The sequence below is a fragment of the Leptolyngbya sp. FACHB-541 genome (assembly GCF_014695875.1).
Taxonomy (GTDB): Bacteria; Cyanobacteriota; Cyanobacteriia; order Elainellales; family Elainellaceae; genus JAAUTN01.
The window spans coordinates 67,608-83,571 of the sequence record NZ_JACJPC010000036.1; the positions used below are offsets into that span (position 1 = coordinate 67,608).

Consider the following 15,964-nt stretch of genomic DNA (forward strand, 5'->3'; position numbering starts at 1 on the left):
GATTTTTAGATTTAATTATTGTTAACTAATATTAACGTATATCAGGAATCTGCGCGTTGCTCGCTGAAAATAGCTGTTGCAACTGCTGAAACGCCTGATGCTTGGGGTCATAGGTCAGATTACCTGTAGAAGAGAGAACGGTGTGGATTGGGACAATCTGCACCACGCTGTTGCTGTAGGCGATCGCCTCAAAACTTGACACTAACTCTTCACCCCAAGGTTCCTCTCTAATATTCTCATTTTGGCACTTGAGCCAGGAAATGAGTTGCGATCGCATCAATCCTGGCAAAATTCCTGACCCCAGAGGCGGGGTCCACCAGCAGCCTTGCCCCCATCCCCAAAGATTTCCAGTGCTAGATTCGAGCCAACTTCCGTTGAAATCGACCAAAATGGCTTCCAGTGCTCCATGCTGCTGTGCTGCCTGCCGCGCTAACCAAGGAGCAAGATAGTTACCCGTTTTGTGACGTGTGAGAGAGCGGTTCGTTTCTGGCGGAGACAGCCAAGCGATCGCTCCGTTCTTTTGCAGAAGCGCCAGATTGTCGGGTAAGGCGCGTCCGGTGATCCATTCACGCCCATCAGGAAACAGGGTAATTCGCAGCACCGGAAAAGATGAGAGCAAGATCTCTGCTCCGTAGCGGACTCGCTGCCAATCGGGAGACTTCCAGCCAAAAGCTTGGAGGGTTGATTGGAGGCGATCGCAATGTCCCTGCCAATTGGTTAACGGACCATCTAGAGACTGCCGATAAACTCGCAGCGTTGTAAAGGCAGTAGCACCATACAGCAGCCCTGGATCATCGATCGCCACTTCCACCTTGCCGCTGTGAATCAGCTTGCCGTCATACCAGCAGGTTTTAGAGGAAAGTATTTCCGGCTGATTTTGCGGAGGCTGACCTTCGGAACAGCCTGGGTTAGAATCATGAGAGTAATACACAAAACTTAACAATGAAGCGGTTAAGGACAGATTTGGAAGGGAGAGAGGCGATCGCAGATTATCTGCAAGCTGAGTTCTCTTTCCTTGAGGATACGGGCGTTTTATCTCCTTACCCGGGTGGGCGATCGGCGGGTCTAGAAAGATTAGAGCAGTTCCAACTCGAGAAATACGGCAAGCAGCGAAACTTTTTAGACGGAGAGGTAGGACGGCTCTCTCCCTACATAAGTCGCGGCTGCCTGGAACTGGAAGAAGTACGGCAATGGGCACTGAGGCACGGCAAATCTAACTCTGTAGAAAAATTCGTCTCAGAATTAGCGTGGCGAGCATTTTTTCATTTGGTTTATGAGGAAGAGGGCGATCGCATCCTCAAGGACATGGAAAAGCCCAAAGTCTCCATGCGCCATCACCAAACCACGCTACCCGAAGACATTGCCAACGGTGAAACAGGCATTCCTTCAATGGATACCTTCATCGCCATGCTGAAGGAAACGGGATATTTGCACAACCATGCTCGGATGTATCTGGCAAGCTACATCGTCCACTTTCGCCGTGTTTCCTGGCGAACAGGTGCAGACTGGATGTATGGTCTGCTGATTGACGGTGATTTTGCCAGCAATCATCTTTCCTGGCAGTGGGTTGCTTCCACTTTTTCTCACAAGCCCTACATCTTCAACCGAGAAAATCTGGAGCGCTACGCCGGATCTGTGCTGCCTGGTGATCCACGTAAAGGCGATCCATTCAACTATTCCTACGAGGAACTTTCGGAACAGCTATTTGGTAGTGAATATCAGCCGGAACGGAGCCGCACTTCTGGGAGCTATCGATAATCTATGCCTGCTTTAATTTGGTTTAACGAAGACGGCTTGAATCCCCAGCATCAGATGGTACAAGACTACGCTGATGCCCCGAAGGTGTATGTGTTTGATGTGAATTACTTGAAGCAGTGGGCGATCGCCAAACATCGAGTGCAATTCATCTACGAATCGCTTCTAGAAATTCCCAACATTGAAATCTACAAAGGCGAAACCGTAGCAGTTTTGCAGCAACTCATCACCGACTATCAAGTCAACGAAATTGTCACCACTGAAACACCAAACCGCCTGATCAAGTCCTGGCAGGATGAGCTACTGAAATACACCAATCTGATTACCTATCCTGAAGTTTATCCAGCCACAGACAGCCGTTCTACTAGACGTTTTTCTCACTACTGGCGAAAGAGCGATCGCGCCTGGTTGACCTTAACTTAACCGGATTTATTTCTTTCTCATTAAAAGATCAGGGACGCAACCCACGCCACGGGATGCATCCCTGATTTTTAGTACCTAACTTTTGACTGGGAAGGAAGTAGGTGGAGTAAGAAAAAACAAGAGCTGGTTAAGCGTATTCTGCGTGAACCACAGCAATCTTTCGTAAAAAATGCTACCTGCATGGGAATCCTAACGGCAAGACCCATTTAGCTTAGGGCAATGCCAAAGGAGCAATCGTGGTAACACAGCAGCGTCAGCGTCGCATTGGGGGTTATCGCGCTGGACAGCGCCCTCAGGACGCAAAATACCATCAGACTGGGCGTTTTGAGCAGGAGCAGCTACCGCCCAGGGTCGATCTGCGCAATCACATGACCGATGTTGAAGAACAGATTGGCAATAGCTGTGTTGCCAATGCTTTCGTTGGAGCATACGAATATCTCGCCAAACGAGATTTGGGTGATTCGGGAGATGTAAGCCGCTTGTTTGTTTACTACAACGCAAGGGTGCAGATGGGTGGTGATATTGAAGATGCTGGAACCCAGATGTACTGCGCTATTGGCAGCTTGATTGAGCATGGCGCTTGTTCAGAGGAGATTTGGCCCAACGACGAGAGCTTACTCTGCGAAGAACCCAGTTCGGAAGCTTATGAACATGCAGCCTACTTCACAATCACTGAGTCGGAGTTTATTGAAACCGACCTAGATTTGTGGCGACATACTTTGGCAGAGGGCTATCCTATCGTTTTTGCCCTCAATACCTTCGAGTCATTTGATGGTGCTACGATCAATCGGGGACGCGTGCCACTACCCAAGCAGTCAGACAATGTGCGCGAAACACATGGATGGCACGCCATGCTCTGTGTTGGCTACTCCGATAAAGACCGAATGTTTATCGTCCGTAACTCTTGGGGACCGGAATGGGGCGATCGCGGCTATTGCTATATTCCCTATCGTTACATCATTCATCAAGACTACAATGCTCACGATTCATGGATTATCAAATCTGTCAGCGACCTAGACTTTAGTACTGAATGGGAAGACGAAGAATCAGTTTTTGCCGATGAAAATTCATTACTGCTCCAGGATTTTTACATTCGCACTGGTGACTCAGAGGGGTTCATTGAAGACCTAGATCAGCTTTGTCAGAGCTATGTAGAGAGCGAGGAAGACTATTACTTTGATTATGAGGAAGAGGAAGACAAAGAAGCCTACACCGTTAGCATCCTCAACTTTGACCTAACAATTGAAGAATCCGACGAATTCCTTGAAGAGCTAGATTCCCTCTGCCAAAACTACGCAATCGACGAAGACTACAACTTCAGCATTGACGGCGAAAGCGAGGAAGAGGAAGGCGAGGAGGAAGAAAGCGAAGAAGAATACGAGGAAGAGGACAGCGAGGAAGAAGAGGAATACGAGGAAGAGGAATACGAAGAGGAGTAGTTTGTCTCTGCAACTGCGATCGCTTATTCCAACTTGAGACGTTATGTGTGGGAATGGCGATCGCTGTATGTAACTACAATTGCAGCTGGATTATTCTAGGTTTACTGGTTCAGGAGTGACCTTGAAAACTAGCTTCACCCAGTGCGGCATCACTAGATACAAAAGTTCAAATTTTTAGAGAGACTATAATTGCCGGAACAATATTCATTCAGATGTTTTGCTAGTTCACCCAGTCAGTATTAGCACTCTAGCTAGGACAATTCTGCGGTTAGGGCAGATGTCCAGACTCGCTCAAAGTTGGCTTGTTTTAGGGCATTGACGGTTGCACTGGGGTCTTGGACGCGGAAGCGGGAACCGAGGCGGACGAATTGGCGCTGGTGGTTATCAGTAACGATCGCCACCACCGGGACTTTTGCCTTCGATTCTTCGGGGGCCTGGTCTAGCAAAATGGACTTGAGGCGATACTGCTCTTGCCCGTCTCTAGCTTGCTGGCAGTCTAGCTCGACCATCACCATTTGCACGGCTTCGACTGGTTCTGCGTCTTCGATGATCAGTTGGGCGCGATCATCACGGCGATCGACTTTGCCCCAGACCATCAGGCGAGCATCCACGATCAGGTAGTTGCCAATGCGCTCGAAGGATTTGGGAAAGACGACGGCTTCGGCTTGCCCGGTCAGGTCTTCCAGCACAAGAATAGCCATGCGATCACCCTTCTTAGTTGTCACGGGCTTAATTGAAGAAATCATGGCGATCGCACTCAGCATCACGTTATCGGGCAGTTCGCCCAGATCGCTCAGGTTGATTGGAGCCAGAACTTTAGCCGCTTGCTGAACTGACTTGAGCGGATGATCGGAAATGTAGAATCCCAATAGCTCTTTTTCTAGCTTTAGCTTTTCTTGGGGCGGAAAGTCCTCGACCGGTGGGGCTTTGGGAACTGCCTCAAAATTGATGCCGCTGGCAGAGGTGTCGCCCAGCATGTCAAACAAATTGCCTTGACCGATTGCTCGATCTTTGGCTCGGGATTGGGCCCAGTCCAGCACATAGTCGAGGTCTTGGGTCAACTGATTGCGATTAGGGGTGAAGCAGTCCAGCGCCCCGCATTGAATCAAGGCTTCTAGGGCACGGCGGTTGACCGCACGAGGGTCAATGTTGGGGTCGTCGGGGCAGGTGATGCGATCGCACAAATCCGCTAACGACTCAAAGGGGCCACCCTGCTCTCTCACCGCTAGAATGCATTCGATCGCTCCCTGTCCGACGTTTCGCACTGCCGATAGTCCAAACAAAATGCTATTTGCTAGGGGAGTGAAGTCTACACCAGAGCGGTTGATGTGGGGCGGTTCTACCTCAATTCCCATCGAAATGCAGGTGCTAAGGTACTTCTGCACTTTGTCCTGGTCACCGCTGTTACAAGTCAGCAGCGCTGCCATGTATTCAACTGGATAATTTGCCTTCAGGTACGCTGTTTGGAAGGTGACGTAGCCATAGGCGGTTGAGTGGCTTTTGTTAAAGCAATACTCTGCAAACAGCACCATTTGGTCAAACAGTTCTTCTGCGATTTTGGGTTTGACTCCGTTCTTAGCTGATCCATCAACAAAAATCTCGCGGTGCTTTTGCATCTCCGAGACTTTCTTTTTCCCCATTGCTCGACGCAACAGGTCAGCTTGCCCTAGTGAATATCCCCCCATATCCTGAGCAATCTTCATGATCTGCTCTTGGTAGACCATGATTCCGTAGGTTTCATTCAGAATGGGTTCCAGGATGTGGTGTGGGTAGTCAATTTTTTCACGCCCGTGTTTGCGATTGATAAACCGGGGAATTAGTCCTGCATCAAGTGGACCTGGACGGTAGAGTGCCAGTACTGAGGAAATATCTTCTAAGCCAGAAGGCTTCAGATCTCGGACAATTTGCCGCATTCCAGACGACTCAAGCTGAAATATCCCTTCTAATGCACCCTTTGCCAGCAGCTGATAGCTTGCGGGGTCACTCATGGGTAGATTATCCAAGTCGATCGCCTTTTTGTGGGTCTGTTCGATTAAGTCCACCGCCTTCTGGATCATGGTCAGGTTTTTGAGTCCCAGAAAGTCCATCTTGAGTAGACCCAAAGATTCGATATCTTCCATGAAATATTGGGTGAACACCGCTCCATCGGCATTGCGCTGGAGGGGCACGATTTCATCTAGCGGGTCTGCTGAGATCACGACTCCGGCTGCGTGAATGCCGACGCTCTTGTTGGTGCCCTCAATCCGCATCGCCATGTCGAGCCAGTGACGCACTTGTGGATCTTTTTCGTATTTCTCTTTAAATTCCGGGGCAGGTGTTTGCTCGGACACCATCACCGCTAGCTTGGTGGGTTTCCCCCGCACAACCGGGATCATTTTTGCCATTCGGTCTGCATCACCGTAGGGAATGTCTAGCACCCGCGCTACGTCCTTCAGCACGGCTTTGGAGGTCATGCGGTTGTAGGTAATGATTTGGGCAACCCGCTCTGTGCCGTATTTTTCAGTGACGTAGCGGATCACTTCATCCCGGCGGTCGATGCAAAAGTCGGTATCAATATCAGGCATGGACTTCCGCTCTGGATTGAGGAATCGCTCAAATAGCAGTCCGTGATGTACAGGGTCAATGTTGGTGATTCGCAACGCATAGGCGACCAGAGAGCCAGCGGCAGAACCCCGTCCTGGACCAACGGGAATGCGGTGATCTCTGGCGAATTTGATGTAGTCCCACACCACCAAAAAATAGGTGGAAAATCCCATTTGCTGCATCATTTTCAGCTCATATTCCAGTCGCTCCCGGTAGACGGGATCGATCGCGTCACGAGAGGTGCAGTTGCGGCGTTCAAGCAGTCCTTTCCAGGTGACTTCTTCGAGATATGTGTCGGCTGTGTGTCCTGACGGAACGGGATAATCGGGAATGCGCGGTTCGCCCAACAGCCCTTCATAGGGTTCGATTTTTTCGGCAACCTCTAGGGTGGTGGCGATCGCCTCTTCAATCACCTCATCGGGCAGGTGATCGCGAAATAGCTGCCGCATCTCATCGGCTGACTTGAGGTATTCCGTGCCGCTATAGCGCAACCGCTTATCTTCGGTAATCAGCTTGCCCGTTTGAATACAAAGCAGCGCATCATGCGCCTCTACGTCAAAGCAGGAAATGTAGTGAGAATCATTTGTAGCAATGATTTTGATATCTAGCTCACGGGCAATTTTAATGATCTCAACGTTAACAATGCGGTCTTCCTGGGAACCGTGATCCTGAATTTCCAGGTAGTAGTCTTCACCAAACAAGTCTTTGTACCACTGCGCCACCCGACGGGCAATTTCTGGTCTGCCCTGCATAATTGCCTGCGGTACTTCACCACCCAGACAAGCACTCGTAACGATCAGTCCTTCGCGATATTGCTCCAACAGTTCTTTGTTGATGCAGGGGCGAGAGAAGATGCCCTTTCCCTGAACGCCTTGCAGGTGAGAAACGGTGGTGAGTTTAACTAAGTTTTTGTAGCCCTGCGTATTTTTTGCCAACACGACCTGATGATAACGAGGGCGGCGTTCTTGCTTGGTGATGTCGCCGTTAATCACGTACATCTCGTTGCCGACGATGGGCGTGACTCCTTTGCTGCGGCAAACTTTGATTAGCTCGATCGCCCCATACATGACACCGTGGTCAGTGAGGGCGATCGCAGGCATTCCCAGCTCCACCACCCGGTCCAGCAGTTTGGGCAACTGGCTAGCTCCATCTAGCAGGCTGTAATCGCTGTGAATATGTAAGCCAACAAAGGACATAGTTTCTCAAGCCATCAGGGTTGAGTTTAGAGTAACGGATTTTAACCGCTATATCTAGCACCTTTCATGTAGTTTATAGAGCAATTTACTCTATTTGTGGGGTAAGGGCGATCGCCACAGTTCATCAGAATTCAACCTGTCGTTGGAGCAAACAGCCGTTTGCTAGACCTGAAATTCTTCGATCGAATGTTTAATTTGTAAGGTCTAACCGGGGTTTGCAGCTAGGAAATGGATTCCGCAGCAAACTGTTCATCAACATCAACATTAGAAGCATATAGTACTAATGTATCAAATTAAGCACGCCAAAATCTAATGTTTTCCTGGAAGTTCCCCTAATCTTCAACCCCTAACCTCAACTGCCTTATGGCACCGTTATAGGCGGCTCTGGATCAGGTAATGGCGTGGGGGCGATCGCAGCGGGTGGAGGCGAAACTGAGCGAACATTAGGACCGCGATTGGAATCTACTGAAGGATAAAGGTTGGGATCAGGCGAGATGGAAGGTTCTGTCGGTAAGGGAGCAATGTCTAGTGGCTCGAACGATTCGACGGGTTCTCGCAGCGCCTCAACTTTTGGAGGTGGTTCGGACTCGGTTAACGTTGGCTCCTCCGTTAACGTTGGCTCCTCCACTGGCAAAGGCTCTGGTTCGGGCTCCGGATTGTATTCCGCGTCATACTCCGGATCGTATTCTGGGTCATATTCGGGCGTGAAGTTTTCAATCCCGTAATCACTTGGGTCGCCGCTAGCAGAGGGTCGCCTTTCCACTGGAATATCAACATCCGATTCAAAGTCGTAGGTATCTGCACCTGGCCAGTCTTCAATGGCTGGAAAGGTTTGATCTCGACCAAACCCGGTTGTGCCGCTGCTTGTGTCTCTTGGTGCGTCCAGTCGCAGGGCTAATCCAAGTCCTGCTCCGCCAATGCCCGCGATCGCCGCTGTTACCAGCATGGCAACTGGCAACCAACGCATGGGTTTATGTACGGGTTGAGGCTTCTCTGGCGCAATCGGGCGTGAAACGATCGCAGGCACTCTGGTCAAACCCGCTGCCAGATCGTCAAACTGGGGCAGGATCGGTTCTGAAGATGGGGGGCGATTGTCCTGGCTGGTTTCAGCAGGTGCGTCCACAAGAGCGTGTTCTAAAGAATGCCCATTGGTCTGAGCTACTTCCGGTAAGGAAGAGAGACTATCAACAGGTTCAAAGGCTTCAAGAATCAGCGGCTCGGGGTGCAGATTGTCAAGAATGTCTAACCACTCGCTAACGGACTGAGGACGCAGGTGAGCAGGCTGTAACCCTTTCAAAATTGCCTGTTCAACACCGGGGCTGAGTTGAGGATGTAGTTGCCGCAGTGCGATTAAAGAACTCTGGTCAAGCGTCGTCTGGTTGAATGAGACGAAATCAACCGTTCGAGTTGCAGGATGTTGACCCGTCAGCAAATAGTAGAGCGTAGTTGTCAGCGCCTGAATATCGGTGCTGGGATCAGGTGGCGGTAAAAAAGCCTCTGCTGCTCCATCAGCGGGTGTCGAGGAGGAGTTCGTTTCAGGAAATTTTATCAGGGGCGATCGCACCTGATCTACGATTCGAAAACCCGTCAGCACCGCTTCATCCGTCTCGGATTTCAGCACGATATTTTGTGGCTTTACCCGCTGGTGAACCAAACCCTGCCGATGCAATGCTTGTAGAGCAGAGGCAACTTGGCGAATGTAGCGAACAGCAACAGCTTCCGAAAGTGTTTGGTTTGACTGTAGCTGGTCTGCGAGTGTTTGTCCCGGTACACATTCCAGTACCGCAAACGGCACGGTGTCTTCTTGAAATACATCCAGCAGGCGAACTAGATGAGGATTGGTGCAATGAGCGAACTGTCTAGCAGCAGTTAGAAACTGTTGCTGTTGCTCCGGGTCTGCATTAGCTTCCTCAGACAGCGTTTGCAGGATGACGGTCTGGTCTAGCCCAGCGTGGACGGACTGATAAACCGGGTCATCGCCCTGACTTGAGACAGATTGGACAATATACTTGCCGCTCTGCAGAACTGCTCCAGCCGCCAAATTCATAAGCAAGACGAAGTGAGGATACTAGTTTAAATTCTTCAACTTATACTACCGCCTTCGGGAAAAGTAGTGCGCTTGCCGGGGATCATAAGGACTACTGGGGAAAATGCTCTGCTAGAAAAGCAACAGCCTGGTCGCGATCGCTGATCATTCCATCTAGCGTTGCCAGCAACAGCGCTTCTAAAATTTCTTTGAACTGCTGACCCGGCTTATAACCCAAAGCTTTAAGATCATTGCCATCTAGGGGTGCTTTCATTTGTGCCCAAGTCGTGCGATAGCGCCAGATGATTTTACGAGTCGAGTGAGGGCTGGCGATCGCCACCAGCAACAGCGTTGCCCAATCGTACTGACGCAACTGCTGTACCACCTGACTGGGTCGCTCAAGGTTTGGCAAAGTCGCTAGCGCTGCTTCAATCTGCTCCAACTGCCGGAGCCGTTGAATACTGTCTGCTGAAAGCTGCAAGTTTTCTGCGACTTTTCCTCGGTCGGCTGGATCAAGTGCCATCAGCAAAACTTCTAAAAGCACCTGCCAGTGTTCTAGCGAGGCTGCGGGATCAAACCGATTGAGCCAGCGATCTGCCAGTTGAAGCTGCTTCCAGAGGCGATCGCTTAACTGCAAATCGAGGTGAATGCACTGAAGCGCCTCTAACTCAGACAGCAGTTGAATTGCGGCTTTCCAATACGGTGCTTGCAGAATGTACTTTAGCTCTTGTTTTAATCGAGTCTGTAGAGCAGGCGTTTTATCGACTTCGGTCTGAATGCGCTGGTAAATGCCGCTGGCGATCGCATGGCGGATATAGCCTTCCGTTTGGGGATCAATCTGGAAACCCAGCCGCACCGCAAACCGCACTGCCCGAAAAATCCGCGTTGGGTCTTCGATGAAACTATTGGTGTGCAGCACGCGAATTTGCTGTGCCTGCAAATCTAGCAATCCGCCAAAAAAATCGAGCAGTTCGCCAGAGCGAGGAACCGTTAACCGGATCGCCATCGCATTGATCGTGAAGTCTCGACGGTAGAGATCCTGGCGAATCGAACTGGCTTCGACCTCTGGATTTGCTGCCGGATAGGGGTAAAATTCCGTTCGAGCGGTAGCGATATCAATCCACAGAGAGTCAAGCTGGGAATCATCGTGCCACAGCAGCGCCGCTGTCTGAAACCGACCGTGAATTTGCAGTCGCGCTTCAGGGTACGTCTGCCGCAAATCCCGAGCCAACTCCACACCAGCCGCTTCATCTGCTGTCCGATGAAAACCATCGACGACCAGATCAATGTCTTGAATCAGCAGCCCCTTCTCAGGTGCCAACAACAGATCACGCACTGCACCGCCCACTAGATAAAGCTGCCACCCCCGCTGTTCCGCCAATCTGGCTGTTGCTGCTAACACTTCCCAGAGGGATGGAGTGAGGCGATCGCGCAGCCAACCTTTTACCACCTCCGGTAGCGGACAAGACCTGACCAAACGACGACCTCGTGCAGGGAACTCGGAGAGATCGCCCTTCCCCCTCTGCCCAATCCCCAACTCCCAATCCCCAACCCCTTGCTCCCCATCCTGCTGCAACTGCCGCAACACATCCGTGCGTGTCACAATGCCCACAAGCTGCTGGTGATCTAGAACGGGTAGCCGCCCTACGTCATAAGTCACCATGAGGGACTGAATTTCTGATAGAGGCGTGTCGGGGTCGATCGTTTTCAGGTTGGTCGCCATGTAGCCTTTCACGGGAGCATGACTAAAGCCGTGATGCAGGGCAAGGTCAATGTCACGACGAGAAATGACTCCAACTAACTGGTCTTGCTCATCCACAACTGACAGCCCAGAATGCCCGTATCGCAGCAAAATCCGCTGAGCTTCAGCGATCGTCGTTTCCGGACGAATCGTGCGAACGGGCGATGACATCAGTTCTCTGGCAGTGGGCGGATGGGGAATTTCTGCCTTGATCTGCTCTATTAGTTGTGCGAGAACCACTTCAGGCTCAGAAGTTCTCAAGGTTGCAGCCGCTGCTCTGGAATGTCCACCCCCACCCAAGGGCTCGAGCAGCTTGCCTAAATTGATCCCCTCAAGTTGAGACGCTGCTGAAGGGCTGCCGTGTAATCGAGCAATAATATTCAGTCGCTTCTCACCATCCGTAATGGGAAAGCAAACTGCCAGCAGCAAAATGTTAGTTTCAGTCAGGTCTACCAGGTGGGACGCCAGTTGAGACAAACCCTGTACATATCCTTCCTGAGGCAATAGCAGTGAGGCGATCGCAATTCCTCGAATTGTTTCAACCTGAATCTGGTCCAGAGCAATGGTGAGCAAATCTTGAAGCTGGGGGGATAGACCTGGCTCAACATATTCGGCGATCGCTCTCAGATTTGCCCCCTGACCCATCAGCCAGGTCAGCGCTGCCGCATCTCGCACGGTCGTATGGTCAAAGGTCAGCGATCCCGTATCGACATGAATTCCCAGCGCCATCACCGTTGCTTCTGCTGATGTCAGGCTGATTTGAGCTGCCTGAAGCTGCTCGGCGATTAGAGTTGCGGTTGCGCCAACTGCTTCGACGTAACGCTTCTTTGTAGCAATGTCCCCTACTGCATCTTGGTGATGGTCATAAACTGTAATGTCTACGTCTGGTAGGTCAAGCCATTCAGCCGCCTTGCCCAGGCGATCGCGCCATTGCGTATCCACTACAGTCAACGTTCGAACCTGGTCTTCCCGCACCGCTCGCCGCTCAATTAAGGCATATTCATCTCGGTGCAGTGCTAAAAACTCTCGCACTGTGGGATGAGCGCCTCCAGTCAGCACCACCCTGGCTCCCGCCAGCAATCGAGATAAACCGATCGCTGCCCCTAATGTGTCGAAGTCTGCGGTCGTGTGGCAGAGAATGAGATCCATAGGAGGGCTTGGGGCTAGGAATTCGGCATTAGGGGCGTTAGGAAGTAGAGACTCTGACCTTTCACTACTCCCTTTCACTCCAATCTTGCCAGAGAACTGTTTCGGGGTGTCAATTTCTGATAGCTTACTACTCAGGGCTAGTTCAGCGCTGGAGGTGGGTTCACCTGAAATGCACATAGCCTCGCTTTTATTGGGAAAAAAGTTGGGAGAAAACGATGTCAATTTTATTTCAGATTGCACTAACAGCCCTAGTACTAATGTCTTTTGCAATGATTATTGGGGTTCCAGTTGCCTATGCATCCCCTCGCAACTGGGAGCAGTCTAAGCGGCTGATCTTGCTAGGTTCAATTGTCTGGGTAGTGTTGGTATTTTTGGTGGGTGGACTCAACTATCTAGTGGTTTAAGCTGGAGAAGAGTCGATTTATTCCCGTTAGCGAGAAAACATGGCAGTTTTTGAGGGTAGTTTTACCCAAGCAGAGTCTTGGCGATTTGCGATCGTCATTGGTCGCTTTAACGACTTGATCACTGGCAAATTGTTGTCGGGTTGTCAGGATTGTCTAAAGCGGCATGGCATTGACCCTGATCCGCAGGGGACGCAGGTTGATTACATTTGGGTTCCAGGTAGTTTTGAGGTGCCGTTGGTGGCACGTCAGCTTGCTCTAACTCACCGTTATGATGCTGTAATCTGCCTGGGAGCTGTGATTCGTGGGCAGACTCCTCATTTTGACTATGTTGCGGCAGAAGTGTCTAAAGGAATTGCGGCGGCTGGTTTCCAGACGGGGGTTCCGGTGATTTTTGGCATATTGACTGCTGACACGATGCAGCAAGCGCTAGAGCGCGCTGGAATCAAGAGCAACAAGGGCTGGGACTATGCCATGAATGCGATCGAGATGGCGAGTCTCATGCATCAGGTAAAAACCGTAAACCCTGACCTTTATAGCAATGGGCTTTCGGGTAGCGCCAATCCTCAAACTCTACCTGCTTCGCTGAAGAGTGCGATCGCCCCCGAAGCAGCAGAGCAAGGGTAATAGGAATGGGCTAGGAGTTGGGGGCTAGGGCAAGAAAAGCATTTTTGTTTATCCTTTCTCATCTCTTCTAATTGCCTTAACCCCTAGCCCCCTAGCTTCTACTCCCTAAGTTGCTTGACAAACTGCTTGGATTCTGGGATTATACATAGAGTCTAATTTTGCGGGTATAGCTCAGTGGTAGAGCGTCACCTTGCCAAGGTGAATGTCGCGCGTTCGAATCGCGTTACCCGCTTCAAAGAACTTTCGAGTCTGTAAGCTGCTTCCAAACTTAGTTTGTGAAGAAGGACTTACTCGTATCGAAAGATTGTGCCTACTGCAAAGTCAGATGGGTTTTGAGCTAAATTCAGGAGTGTTAGAATCGAACTGACTGAACCCAATCAGCAGTTATTATCTCTGATGAGGTCAACTTCAAGTGCCCGACAGGTTTCTGTCCCAGCCGTCAAGGATAGGTAATTAGCTACTCCTGGCAATCGATCGCTTTAGTATTCCTAATTCTAAAAACACCTCGCGCCGCCGCTGCTTGTGCAATCTCAGAAGAATCACAAGATTGACCTGAACTCTGACTATCCTTGCCCCTGCCGCCGCCGTGGCCGGCTTACCCCGATCACCCTAACTGAGGCGTTTGGCTGCAATCGCTGTCAGCAAATATTTGTAGTACAGGAAGGTGGCTATGTAATTGAGCAGCTTTCCACCAATTACCCCTATAAACGAGCTTGGCGTTGGTCTGGACACCAGTGGAGCATGGCACACTCTAGTCTGGGTAGAGGCTATTTATCGCTGACTCTGGCGATCATTTTTGGATTGGTTTTCCTTCTGCTGATCACCACCTTGCAGTCACCCCTCAGTACAAGCATCACGTTTCGAGTCATTGCAGCCCTTTTTCTCTCTGTGCTGCTTGTATTTATGCTTTGGATAGCTTGCAGGCGTTAGTTGATGGTAGTGAATTCCTTGAATTCTTCATCTGACGTAGTGACGACCGCTCTTTCCGCTTACCAGTCTTCTCTGGTCTTAGCGACGAAGAGGGGAACAGACCGTAGCCGTGCCCTTCAGGGAATGGCAAAGGCTTTTAATGAGCGGCAGGACGACATTCTAGAGGCAAACACGCTAGACCTAGAAGCCAGCCGGGAAATGGCTGTGCCAGAACTCATTTTGGATTGGTTAAAGCTGACTCCAGAGCGGCTTCAGACGTCCGTACAGATTTTGCAGCGGTTGGGAGAGCTATCTGACCCAATCCAGCAGGTGCTAAACACACCTTTTCAGGTCGATCAGTGCCAAACTTACTGTCAGCTTATGCCTTTGGGAGTGATTGCACTGATCTATGAGGCTTTTCCAGAATTGGCGGCGATCGCAGCGGGTTTGTGTATTCGCACGGGAAACAGTCTAATTCTCAAGGGTGGCAGTGAGGCAAGCCACTCCAATCAGGTGATTGCTGAGATTTTACAAGATGCGATCGAAGATGCGGGTTTGCCGCGAGACGCTTTGAAGCTACTTCCTGCTGATCAGGGCGATCCCCTTCGGGAATTGGTGACGCAAGATCAGTACATCAATTTGGTTATTCCCTACGGTCGGTCTAGCCTGGTGCAGCAGGTGATTCGGCAGGCAACGGCTCCTGTCCTAAAAACTGCAATCGGCAATTGCTGTCTCTACTGGTCGCCTTCAGGCGGCATAGATATGGCCCGTTGGATGATTCTAGACAGCCATCAAAGTGACCCCGACCCGGTGAATGCGATCGAGAAGGTGCTAATTCATCGGGGACATAAAGCCTCATCTCTAACCACGCTCTGGCATAGCCTGAAAGAAAAGGGTTTCAAAATCAAGGGTGACGCAGAACTGGCTGCCCATTTCCCAGAACTAGCTCTGGTGGAACCCGCCGAGTGGGGACGAGCTTATTTGAATAGAACGATCGCCTTTAAGGTGGTGGATGGTCTGGAGACGGCGATCGCCTGGATCAATCAGCACAGTAGTGGTCATGCTGACTGCCTAGCTACTGAGTCTTACCAAGAGAGCCGCCAGTTTGCTTTGGGTATCAACAGCGCCATGACTTACATCAATGCTTCACCGCGATTTAGGCGCAATCCAAAGCCCGGCAACCCGATCTCACTAGGAGTGTCTAACCAGAAGGGACATCGCCGAGGATTAATTAGCTTAGAAACCTTAACTACCGTTAAGTACGTAGTTCAGGGCAATGGACCCTGAGTTGAGTAGGTGATCGCTCATCATTTTTGCTTAAAGGCAAACCAATCAAAAAATGCTTTATTCCTCTGGCGGCAACTCGGGTTTGGGTGGCTTTGGCTCATCTAACAGACTGCCTTTAGATTTTTTTAGTTCTTGCCAAAGCTGCTTGATTTGATTGTATGCATCTTCTGGCGGCACCTTTCCTCCCGTTTCTAAGCCACAAATAAGAGCCACCCGTTGGGCAAATTCTTGCAAATTAGCATCGAATGCTAGATGTTCAGGAGAAAATTCTCCCCGAAAACGCGCCCGGGGATAAAGAAACTGCTCGACGTTATCTTCATTTTTATCTGCCATATCATATTCCCACTTGAAATTACTTACCCGTGACAACCTGCCCACATATTACAAGTAATACCACTTCCAAAATTTAGAGCTACAGATGGAAGGGC

General features: G+C 50.4%; 12 protein-coding genes and 1 tRNA gene. 8 read left to right on the top strand and 5 right to left on the bottom strand.

What is annotated here, in order from left to right; genetic code table 11:
* Window positions 1-31: 31 nt before the first annotated feature.
* Entirely contained in the window at window positions 32-865 is an 834-nt protein-coding gene (locus tag H6G00_RS06195; RefSeq protein WP_190796075.1) for an aminotransferase class IV, read from the bottom strand.
* 77 nt (window positions 866-942) lie between these two features.
* Between H6G00_RS06195 and H6G00_RS06200 the strand changes: the two genes are divergently transcribed.
* From H6G00_RS06200 to H6G00_RS06210, 3 genes are all read left to right on the top strand, one after another.
* Window positions 943-1,758 carry an FAD-binding domain-containing protein gene (locus H6G00_RS06200; protein ID WP_190796065.1) on the top strand — a complete coding sequence of 272 codons (816 nt, stop codon included), beginning with the start codon at window positions 943-945 and terminating at the stop codon, window positions 1,756-1,758.
* Window positions 1,759-1,761: 3 nt separating this feature from the next.
* The gene (locus tag H6G00_RS06205) at window positions 1,762-2,178 is read left to right on the top strand and encodes a hypothetical protein (RefSeq protein WP_190796066.1); all 417 of its coding nucleotides are present in this window, start codon (window positions 1,762-1,764) and stop codon (window positions 2,176-2,178) included.
* Window positions 2,179-2,414: 236 nt separating this feature from the next.
* Window positions 2,415-3,617, top strand: a complete 1,203-nt coding sequence (locus H6G00_RS06210; protein WP_190796067.1) for a C1 family peptidase — start codon at window positions 2,415-2,417, stop codon at window positions 3,615-3,617.
* Window positions 3,618-3,868: 251 nt separating this feature from the next.
* Here H6G00_RS06210 and H6G00_RS06215 read toward each other — a convergent pair whose 3' ends face one another.
* The 3 genes from H6G00_RS06215 to H6G00_RS06225 form a co-directional block, all read right to left on the bottom strand.
* A complete protein-coding gene (locus tag H6G00_RS06215) occupies window positions 3,869-7,396 on the bottom strand; it encodes a DNA polymerase III subunit alpha (protein ID WP_190796068.1) in 3,528 nt (1,175 codons plus the stop codon).
* A gap of 361 nt (window positions 7,397-7,757) precedes the next feature.
* Window positions 7,758-9,443, bottom strand: coding sequence for a protein kinase (locus H6G00_RS06220; protein WP_190796069.1), 1,686 nt, complete (start codon window positions 9,441-9,443; stop codon window positions 7,758-7,760).
* A 91-nt stretch (window positions 9,444-9,534) separates the two neighbouring features.
* Complete coding sequence (locus H6G00_RS06225; RefSeq protein WP_190796070.1) at window positions 9,535-12,312, bottom strand: CBS domain-containing protein; 2,778 nt, start codon at window positions 12,310-12,312, stop codon at window positions 9,535-9,537.
* Between the two features lie 215 nt (window positions 12,313-12,527).
* Between H6G00_RS06225 and psbZ the strand changes: the two genes are divergently transcribed.
* From psbZ to H6G00_RS06250, 5 genes are all read left to right on the top strand, one after another.
* Window positions 12,528-12,716, top strand: a complete 189-nt coding sequence (gene psbZ / locus H6G00_RS06230; protein ID WP_190645237.1) for a photosystem II reaction center protein PsbZ — start codon at window positions 12,528-12,530, stop codon at window positions 12,714-12,716.
* A 39-nt stretch (window positions 12,717-12,755) separates the two neighbouring features.
* Window positions 12,756-13,340 (top strand): 6,7-dimethyl-8-ribityllumazine synthase, encoded by a 585-nt coding sequence (gene ribH, locus H6G00_RS06235; RefSeq protein ID WP_190796071.1) that lies wholly within the window; start codon window positions 12,756-12,758, stop codon window positions 13,338-13,340.
* 160 nt (window positions 13,341-13,500) lie between these two features.
* Window positions 13,501-13,572, top strand: a tRNA-Gly gene (locus H6G00_RS06240).
* A 290-nt stretch (window positions 13,573-13,862) separates the two neighbouring features.
* Window positions 13,863-14,270: a hypothetical protein gene (locus H6G00_RS06245; RefSeq protein ID WP_190645239.1), complete on the top strand. Its 408-nt coding sequence runs from the start codon at window positions 13,863-13,865 to the stop codon at window positions 14,268-14,270.
* Window positions 14,271-14,273: 3 nt separating this feature from the next.
* Window positions 14,274-15,536 carry a glutamate-5-semialdehyde dehydrogenase gene (locus H6G00_RS06250; RefSeq protein ID WP_190796072.1) on the top strand — a complete coding sequence of 421 codons (1,263 nt, stop codon included), beginning with the start codon at window positions 14,274-14,276 and terminating at the stop codon, window positions 15,534-15,536.
* Between the two features lie 57 nt (window positions 15,537-15,593).
* Here H6G00_RS06250 and H6G00_RS06255 read toward each other — a convergent pair whose 3' ends face one another.
* A complete protein-coding gene (locus H6G00_RS06255; protein WP_190645241.1) occupies window positions 15,594-15,869 on the bottom strand; it encodes a hypothetical protein in 276 nt (91 codons plus the stop codon).
* Window positions 15,870-15,964 lie beyond the last annotated feature (95 nt).